At 59.2% G+C, this 7,126-nt stretch carries 7 protein-coding genes; 3 read left to right on the forward strand and 4 right to left on the reverse strand.

The genetic code is table 11. The features are described 5' to 3' along the window. Positions 1–201: 201 nt before the first annotated feature. A complete protein-coding gene (locus ACP7BN_RS27255) occupies positions 202–1,224 on the reverse strand; it encodes a transporter (protein WP_420646383.1) in 1,023 nt (340 codons plus the stop codon). Positions 1,225–1,499: 275 nt separating this feature from the next. On the opposite strand from ACP7BN_RS27255, the gene ACP7BN_RS27260 reads away from it, so the two are divergent. Further along, positions 1,500–3,125, forward strand: coding sequence for a methyl-accepting chemotaxis protein (locus ACP7BN_RS27260; protein ID WP_426206900.1), 1,626 nt, complete (start codon positions 1,500–1,502; stop codon positions 3,123–3,125). Positions 3,126–3,277: 152 nt separating this feature from the next. On the opposite strand, the gene ACP7BN_RS27265 is transcribed toward ACP7BN_RS27260, so the two are convergent. Further along, a complete protein-coding gene (locus ACP7BN_RS27265; protein WP_420646384.1) occupies positions 3,278–3,583 on the reverse strand; it encodes a PepSY domain-containing protein in 306 nt (101 codons plus the stop codon). A gap of 149 nt (positions 3,584–3,732) precedes the next feature. On the opposite strand from ACP7BN_RS27265, the gene ACP7BN_RS27270 reads away from it, so the two are divergent. After that, a complete protein-coding gene (locus tag ACP7BN_RS27270; RefSeq protein ID WP_426206901.1) occupies positions 3,733–4,611 on the forward strand; it encodes a sterol desaturase family protein in 879 nt (292 codons plus the stop codon). 1 nt (position 4,612) lies between these two features. Here the strand turns inward: ACP7BN_RS27270 and ACP7BN_RS27275 are convergent, their stop codons facing one another. Together ACP7BN_RS27275 and ACP7BN_RS27280 are read right to left on the reverse strand one after the other, a co-directional pair. Beyond that, the gene (locus ACP7BN_RS27275; RefSeq protein WP_426206903.1) at positions 4,613–5,296 is read right to left on the reverse strand and encodes a helix-turn-helix domain-containing protein; all 684 of its coding nucleotides are present in this window, start codon (positions 5,294–5,296) and stop codon (positions 4,613–4,615) included. Further along, a complete protein-coding gene (locus ACP7BN_RS27280) occupies positions 5,297–6,424 on the reverse strand; it encodes a glycerophosphodiester phosphodiesterase (protein ID WP_426206905.1) in 1,128 nt (375 codons plus the stop codon). 218 nt (positions 6,425–6,642) lie between these two features. Here ACP7BN_RS27280 and ACP7BN_RS27285 point away from each other — a divergent pair, with 218 nt between their 5' ends. Beyond that, positions 6,643–6,969 carry a DUF2025 family protein gene (locus tag ACP7BN_RS27285; protein ID WP_426206906.1) on the forward strand — a complete coding sequence of 109 codons (327 nt, stop codon included), beginning with the start codon at positions 6,643–6,645 and terminating at the stop codon, positions 6,967–6,969. Positions 6,970–7,126 lie beyond the last annotated feature (157 nt).

Below are 7,126 nucleotides of genomic sequence, written 5' to 3' on the forward strand. Positions count from 1 at the left end.
TGCCGTAGATCAGTGTTAGGTGGATTAGCCCCGCAACTGGTCTGGCGGCGCAAAGATCCCCTGTGGCGAGGGAGCTTGCTCCCGTTCGGCTGCGCAGCAGTCGTAATGCGGCAGATTACATTCTGTCTGATAAATCGCGGTGATTGGTTTTGGGGGGCGCTTCGCACCCCAGCGGGAGCAAGCTCCCTCGCCACAGGGATCTTAATAATCCCGGCGTTTGCGGAAGGCCCAACGCCCGGCAATCACGGTAAACGTCGCCACCAGCGCAACCAGAATCCAGAACCCATGCTCATCCTGCGACAACGGCACGCCCCCCACATTCATCCCGAAAAAACCGGCAATGATGTTGATCGGCAGCGCCAGCACCGTGACCACGGTCAGGGTGAACAGCGTGCGGTTGCTCTGTTCGTTGAGGTTGGCGGCGATCTCTTCCTGCAACAGCTTGATCCGCTCGCCGAGCGCGGTCAGGTCGTTGATGATCAGCGCGAACTCCTCGGTGGATTTGCGCAACTCCTTGACGTCTTCCTTCTGCAGCCATGGAGGAGGGCGATTGAGCAGGCGCAGCAACGAGCCGGGTTCCAGCGCCAGCAAGCGTTGCAAACGCACCAGCACCCGCCGGTTGGCACCAAGTTCGGCGCGGTTGGTCGATAGGCGCGAGGAGAGCAGTTCGTCTTCGATCTGATCGACGCTGAGGCTGGTCTTGCGCACGATCTGCGTCAGTACTTCGCCCTGATCGCGCAGCAGATGCACCAGCAGCTCCAGTGGTGAGCGAAAGCATTCGCCGGCCTTGACCGACGAGCGCAACTTGTCCACCGAGTGCAACGGTTGCAGACGCGCGCTGACAATCAGCTTGCTGCGCACGCACACCCACAACGTCGATACGTCAGACGAAACCATGCTGCTCAGGTTGAACACCACGTCGTTGACCACCGCCAGCAGCGCCGAATCGACATGCTCGATGCGCGTCGAGCGCGAGCCTTCATGCAGCGCTTCGAAAAACTCCTCGGGCAATTGCAGATGACTTTTCATCCAGCGTTCGCACGCGGCGTGCGCCAGATTCAGATGCAGCCAGAGGAATTCATCGCCATCGGTGTCGTCTTGCAGGCAACGCAGAGCGGTCGCGGAATCCACCTCGCGGCCGCGTTCACCGGGGCGAAATTGAAAGCCGTAAAGCAGGCCGAACAGGTCTGGATCGCGGTGACTCAGGTCGAGGCTGTGGTTCATGAAGGCTCGCTGCGAGGAGGGCGTCTGTCGCGGGATTTGCAGATTCACCTGAGCCGCATCATCGCGCCGGTTCATGACGATTTGGTGACAGTCAAATGACGCCAAATCAATGGCTTGCCAGTCGTCGGAAATTTTTCAAGAAGCGCTCTGGTGCGCCGATTACAGCTGAGTTAGCTTGCGCGCCTTTGGCCATGAGCCACGGTTCGCCGACATGGATGTCCGGCCACAATTCACGTCTTGTCGGACGTGCCTCATCCCTGTCATGAGTAGCTGCGATGTCGGTACAAAAATCCCTGAAGGGGCAAATTCTTGCCCTGTTGAGCGGCAGCCTGCTGGCGATCCTGTTGATCGCGCTGGCCTGTTTCCACTTCCTGTCCAACGGCGTGCAGAGTTACGGCCAGTTGATCGAAGGGCCCTTGCGCACCTCGCAACTGATCGACGAAGCCAACCTGCAATTCAAGGTGCAGGTGCAGGAATGGAAAAACGTTTTGCTGCGCGGCAAGCAACCCGCGGACCTGGCGAAATACTGGAGCCAGTTCGAAGACCGCCAACGTGATGTGCAAGGGATTCTCGGTGAGCTGGCCAACCAGAAGGGCATCGAGCCTGCGCTGAAAACCCGCATCGAACGACTGCGCGAAGAACACCGTCAACTGGGCACGGCGTATCAGAAGGGCCGCGATGCCTACGTGGCTGCCGGTGCCGATCCGACTGCCGGCGACGTTGCCGTCAAAGGTGTCGACCGCGCCACCAGCGATCAGATGAGCGCACTGGTTTCCGAGCTGCGTAAAGAGGGCGTCGAGCAATCGGCGCAGATCAGCGCCAGCGCCGACCGCACTGTGTGGCTGGGTTTGCTGGTGATGCTCGCGTCGGGCGTTGTAATTGGCGTGTTCAGCCTGTGGCTGGTCAACCGCAACCTGGTCGAGCCGATTCGCAAACTGATCGACTACGTCAGCCAGTTGAGCCAGGGGCGTTTTGGCGAACGTGTGGTCAGCACCCGTCAGGATGAGCTGGGTAATCTGGCCGCTGCGGCCAATACCCTGCGTGATTTCCTCGCTGAAACGTTCAGCCACCTGCAACGCAGCGCCCAGGATCTGGACAGCGCCAGCGGCGAGCTGAACTCCATTGCCACGCTGATGGCTGGCGGCACCAACGAGCAGTTCAACCGCACCGATCAAGTGGCTACGGCAATGAACGAAATGTCCGCCACCGCCCAGGAAGTCGCGCGTCACGCCGCTGATGCAGCACGGGCTGCCGACGATGCCGACCAGTCCGCCCAGCAGGGTGAAAAAGTCATGCAGGGCACCATTCACACAATCACGCAGATGCGCGGTGAAATCGCTAACACCGCCTCGGTGATCCGTCGTCTCGAAGCCGACAGCGGCCGCATCGGCAAGGTGCTGGAAGTGATTCGTGGCATTGCTGAGCAGACCAACCTGCTGGCGCTCAACGCCGCGATTGAAGCGGCGCGTGCTGGCGAGGCCGGACGTGGATTTGCGGTGGTTGCCGATGAAGTGCGCAGTTTGGCGCAACGTACGGCGGCGTCGATTATCGAGATCAACCAGATTATCCAGAGCGTGCAGACCGGCGCGGTGGATGCTGCACAAGCCATCGAAAGCGGCCAGTCGAAAAGCGATGAAAGCGTCGAGCAAGTGACGCAAGCCGGCGCGATGCTGGAGCGCATCACCCAAGCAGTGGAAGCCATTCGCGACATGAACCGCCAGATCGCCACCGCCGCCGAAGAGCAGACCTCGGTCGCCGAAGACATCTCGCGCAACCTGACCGAGATCACCTCGATCGCCAGCACCAACCTCGACAACGTGCAACGCACCGAAAGCGCTAGTCAGAACCTGCATGGACTGTCGGGGCGTTTGAACGAAGTCACCGCGCGTCTGAGCGCCTGACATTCGGCGCGATCAGTCAGTGACCTGTGCACTGACTGACATGCCGCCATCGCTGGCAAGCCAGCTCCCACAGGTACCGGGGTCGGCCGACAAACGCCAGACACAAAAAAGCCGCACGATTTTGCAATCGTGCGGCTCGATGACCCGGTTTATCAGGTGTCTTGCTTGTCGCTCAGAACTTTGCCGGTGGTCGCGTCGAAATCAACGTCGAACTCTTTGCCATCAGCGGTCTTCAGCTCAACTTCGTACTCGTAGCCGTTGAAGTGATTGTCCAGATCGGTGTCGGTGATCGTTGCACCTGGGTGCAGTTTCAGTGCTTCGGCGTTCATCGACTCCAGCGATTTGATCTTGCCTTCCTTGACCAGTTGCGGGATCTGATCGACGCGAACGTCAGCCTGAGCCAGGCCAGCGGTAAGGGTCAGGGCAGCAGCGGTAAACAGGGCAGTCAAAGTTTTCATCGGTTATTCCTTTGGTTGATTTGGTTGATTCGTTTAAGTGGCCTCAGGTTAACCAGCGCAACTTAACTCATCCTTAAAACTTGCGTTGTTTGTTCAATCGGCGTTTTCGGCAGGCTTGCATGCTTGACCTTCAATCTATGGAGGTCGACATGAAACGCATCTTTGCGCGGTTGTACGCGCCGTTGTTCTGGGGCGGCTTTATCGGGGCAGCGCTTGTATTGTCAGGCGTCGCGACGCTGTGGTTGTTGCCGCTGTTTCTATTGGCGTTGTTGCTGTCGTTCGCGGCTGAACATTATTTGCCTTACGAATCGAACTGGAATCACCCGGCCGGGGATCGCCGCCGCGACATCCTGCATGCGCTGGTCAACGAAACGTTGAACGCCGTTGGCCTGCTGGCGCTGCCGGGGCTGGTGGCGTTGCTGGCGATTGACGGTGCATGGCCGTCGGGCTGGCCGCTGTGGCTGCAATTGCTGCTGGCGATTTTCATCGCTGATGCCGGTGTGAGCCTGATGCATTACGCCAGCCATCGCCTGCCGTGGTTGTGGCGGTTACACGCGGTGCATCACAGCGTTGAACGACTCTACGGATTCAACGGTTTGATGAAACATCCATTGCATCAACTGCTGGAGGCTTCGGCAGGTTTGTTGCCATTGGTGCTGCTGGGGATTCCGTCGAATGTGGCGGTGTTGCTGGCGTTCGCCATCGCTATCCAACTGTTGCTGCAACATTCAAATGTCGACATGCGCCTGGGCCCGTTGCGCTGGATTTTCGCCTGGGCGCCGCTGCATCGCTTTCATCATATGAAGTATGGGCGCGCTGGCGACGTCAATTTCGGGCTGTTCTTTAACCTGTGGGACTGGCTGCTGGGCACGGCGTTTTATACCGAGGATTACCGCATTCGCGAGGGCGATCTGGGGATTGGCAGTCGAGCTGATTTTCCACGGGATTATGTAGCGCAGATCGTGGACCCGTTCACCGCGGTGAGGCTCGGCAAGGAGCCGACTGTGCCGGAAGGCTTGCGCCGTTGAGTCAGTCGAGCAAGCGCACTTCGATATGCTGCAACGCCTGACGGGCGGTGACGCCGAAGAGTTTTTTCAGACTGCGCGAGAAGTGCGCCGAGTCGGCAAACCCGGCAGCGTGGGCGGCGTCGGTCACCGCGCTGCCGGCGAGGATCGCCGTTATCGCCAACCGCAGGCGCCGCCACAAAACCAGCCTGCGCACCGGCAGACCGACCTGGCTGACGAACAAGCGTTGCAACTGGCTGACTGACAAATGTGCCGTAGCGGCCACGGCGTTTGCCGCGACTTTGCCTGACAGTGAGGTATCGATGGCCGCAAGTGCGCGTTCGATCCGTGGATCGCTGAGTGGGCGACGCGGGCAGTGCCGCACAGCTTGCTCTAGAGCAGCGAGCGACAGTTGGCTGTTAAACAACGCCGCGCGTAATGCTTCAACGTCAAACAGCAACGGCTCGGCGTACACGGTAAACAACGGGTCCGGCGCATCAACAATCGCATGGCGGGTTTGCGACGCAATCATCAGGCGAGACGAGGTGACAGGCTCACCCTCAAGCACAACCGTTACCGGCCGCTCAGGCGCAAGAATGATCTGGTGGGCGTAATGCGAGTGGGGCGCAGTGCGCCCCGACACCCCGTGGATCAAGCCATAGTCGTGCCCCAGCCAGAGGCGGCCTGTCCACGCGGTGTCGGGTGCCACTTAGAAACCGTTGTTCTTCAACACCTGATCAACACTGGCCGCCGCCGGGCGTTTATAGAACTTCAACAGCTCGCTGGCGCGGTTGGTGAAGATACCGTCAACGCCAGCGTCCATGACCTTCTGGAAGTCCACCGGCTCATCGGCGGTGTAAACGTGCACCAGCAGGCCCTGATCGTGGGTGTACTGGTTCATCCACGGTTGCACCAGATCCGAATAACTCTGATCGCCGCCATTGGTCAGTTTCGCCGAGGGGCCGGTGCCGATTGCGCCTTGAGCCTTGGCGTAGTCGACCCATTGCTGGAATTCAGCTTTGGATTTCGGTTCCTGCTTGCCGTAGAAGGCGTTCTTGTCCTGCTCGCCGGAGGCCGCGAAAGTTACGTTGGATTTCGGTTCGATGCTGCCTTCGCCAACCCACAGCAACAGGATCTTCGGAACTTGCGGCATTTCCTTCTGCAGCATTTCCAGGCTGCTCTTTTCGAAGGTTTGCAGGATCACTTTGCCTTTACCCTGGCCGACGCCGAGTGCGCTTTTCGCCAGTTTCGAACCGGCCGGGCTCAGCCAGCCGCGATCCTGCAGTTTTTCTTTCAGATCACGTTCGATCCCGGGAAACTGCTTCGGCTCTTTGGTTTCGATGTACAGGCCAGGCTTGTGCAGCGGATTGGCCTGGGCGATGTCGATGATTTCGTCGAGGGTCAGAATCTTCAGGCCAGCGTAGGCCGGACGCGCGCGATCCGGGTATTTGGCGTTGTACCAACTGCCGGCATCGAGGGTTTTCAACTCGGCCATGGTGAAGGCATTGGCCGGGCTGTCCTTGCGTTCCGGGAACTTGGTCGCGACGTCAGTGGTGCGTTGCAAGTTGTCGTCGTGCAGGGCGAACAGCACGCCGTCCTTGCTGCGTTGCAAATCCATTTCCAGGTAATCGGCGCCCAGATCGCGAGCGAGTTTGTAGGATGCGGCGGTGGATTCCGGTGCATCGAACGATGCGCCACGGTGCGCGATCACTGCTGGATGCGGAATGCCTTGGGCGGCAGCCAGTGCAACCGGGCTCAGTTGACTGGCAGCGTGCGCCTGACCGAGGCCGAGCAGCAAGCTCAGCAACAGGGCGCTTTTGGTGAAAGTGGCGGGCATTGTCGAGTTCCTTTCGCAGGCATTTTCAAAGACCTACCTTTTAACAACTCAAACGAAAACGTGCCATCGCCAGACCGACATAAACGTACTTAAAGCGAATTTTTTCGCACTTTTGCGCGTTCGTTTGCAGTACGCTTGGCCACGGCAAGCGCCCCGGCAGAGGGCGCGCCACCCATCCGCCCTGCGTGTAGACCATCGATCAATTCGTGAGGTTTACCATGCGCATCACATCCGAACTCATCTGCCAGGCTGCCGACAACCTCAAGGGTTTTGTCGGTCTCAACCGCAAGACCGGCCACTACATCGTGCGTTTCAGCGAAGACTCGTTCGGCATGGACGTGGCCGATGACGGCATCATTGCGTGCAGCGAGTTTATCTGGGCGCCGACGACCGAGCAGACCATGACGCTCAAGCGCGATCGAATTCAATTGCTGCTGGATCAGAATATTGATGAGCGCATCAACATCAGCGAGCCGTTGCGGGTGTACATGGCCAAGGTGGAGGTGCCGGAGATTGTGGCGGTGAGGAGTCTGGTGAAGGGCTGATGTGCCTGCGGTGACGGGGCGGCCCTCATCGCGGCATAGGTATCTACACATCTAAGTTCTTCGGCTGGCCATCCAGCCGATGGCTTCTTTAGCAAAAGCCGCCAGCTCCTCTGGGGTGTGTTGCTCCAACGTCTCACACATGGCCAAAAGCATGTAT

Source organism: Pseudomonas sp. TWP3-1, assembly GCF_049896625.1.
GTDB lineage: Bacteria > Pseudomonadota > Gammaproteobacteria > Pseudomonadales > Pseudomonadaceae > Aquipseudomonas.

What these genes read in the sequence shown, in the direction of transcription:
- ACP7BN_RS27255 (WP_420646383.1), bottom strand. Translation starts at nt 1,224, where the DNA reads ATGAACCACAGCCTCGACCTGAGTCACCGCGATCCAGACCTGTTCGGC.
- ACP7BN_RS27265 (WP_420646384.1), bottom strand. Translation starts at nt 3,583, where the DNA reads ATGAAAACTTTGACTGCCCTGTTTACCGCTGCTGCCCTGACCCTTACC.
- ACP7BN_RS27260 (WP_426206900.1), top strand. Translation starts at nt 1,500, where the DNA reads ATGTCGGTACAAAAATCCCTGAAGGGGCAAATTCTTGCCCTGTTGAGC.
- ACP7BN_RS27270 (WP_426206901.1), top strand. Translation starts at nt 3,733, where the DNA reads ATGAAACGCATCTTTGCGCGGTTGTACGCGCCGTTGTTCTGGGGCGGC.
- ACP7BN_RS27280 (WP_426206905.1), bottom strand. Translation starts at nt 6,424, where the DNA reads ATGCCCGCCACTTTCACCAAAAGCGCCCTGTTGCTGAGCTTGCTGCTC.
- ACP7BN_RS27285 (WP_426206906.1), top strand. Translation starts at nt 6,643, where the DNA reads ATGCGCATCACATCCGAACTCATCTGCCAGGCTGCCGACAACCTCAAG.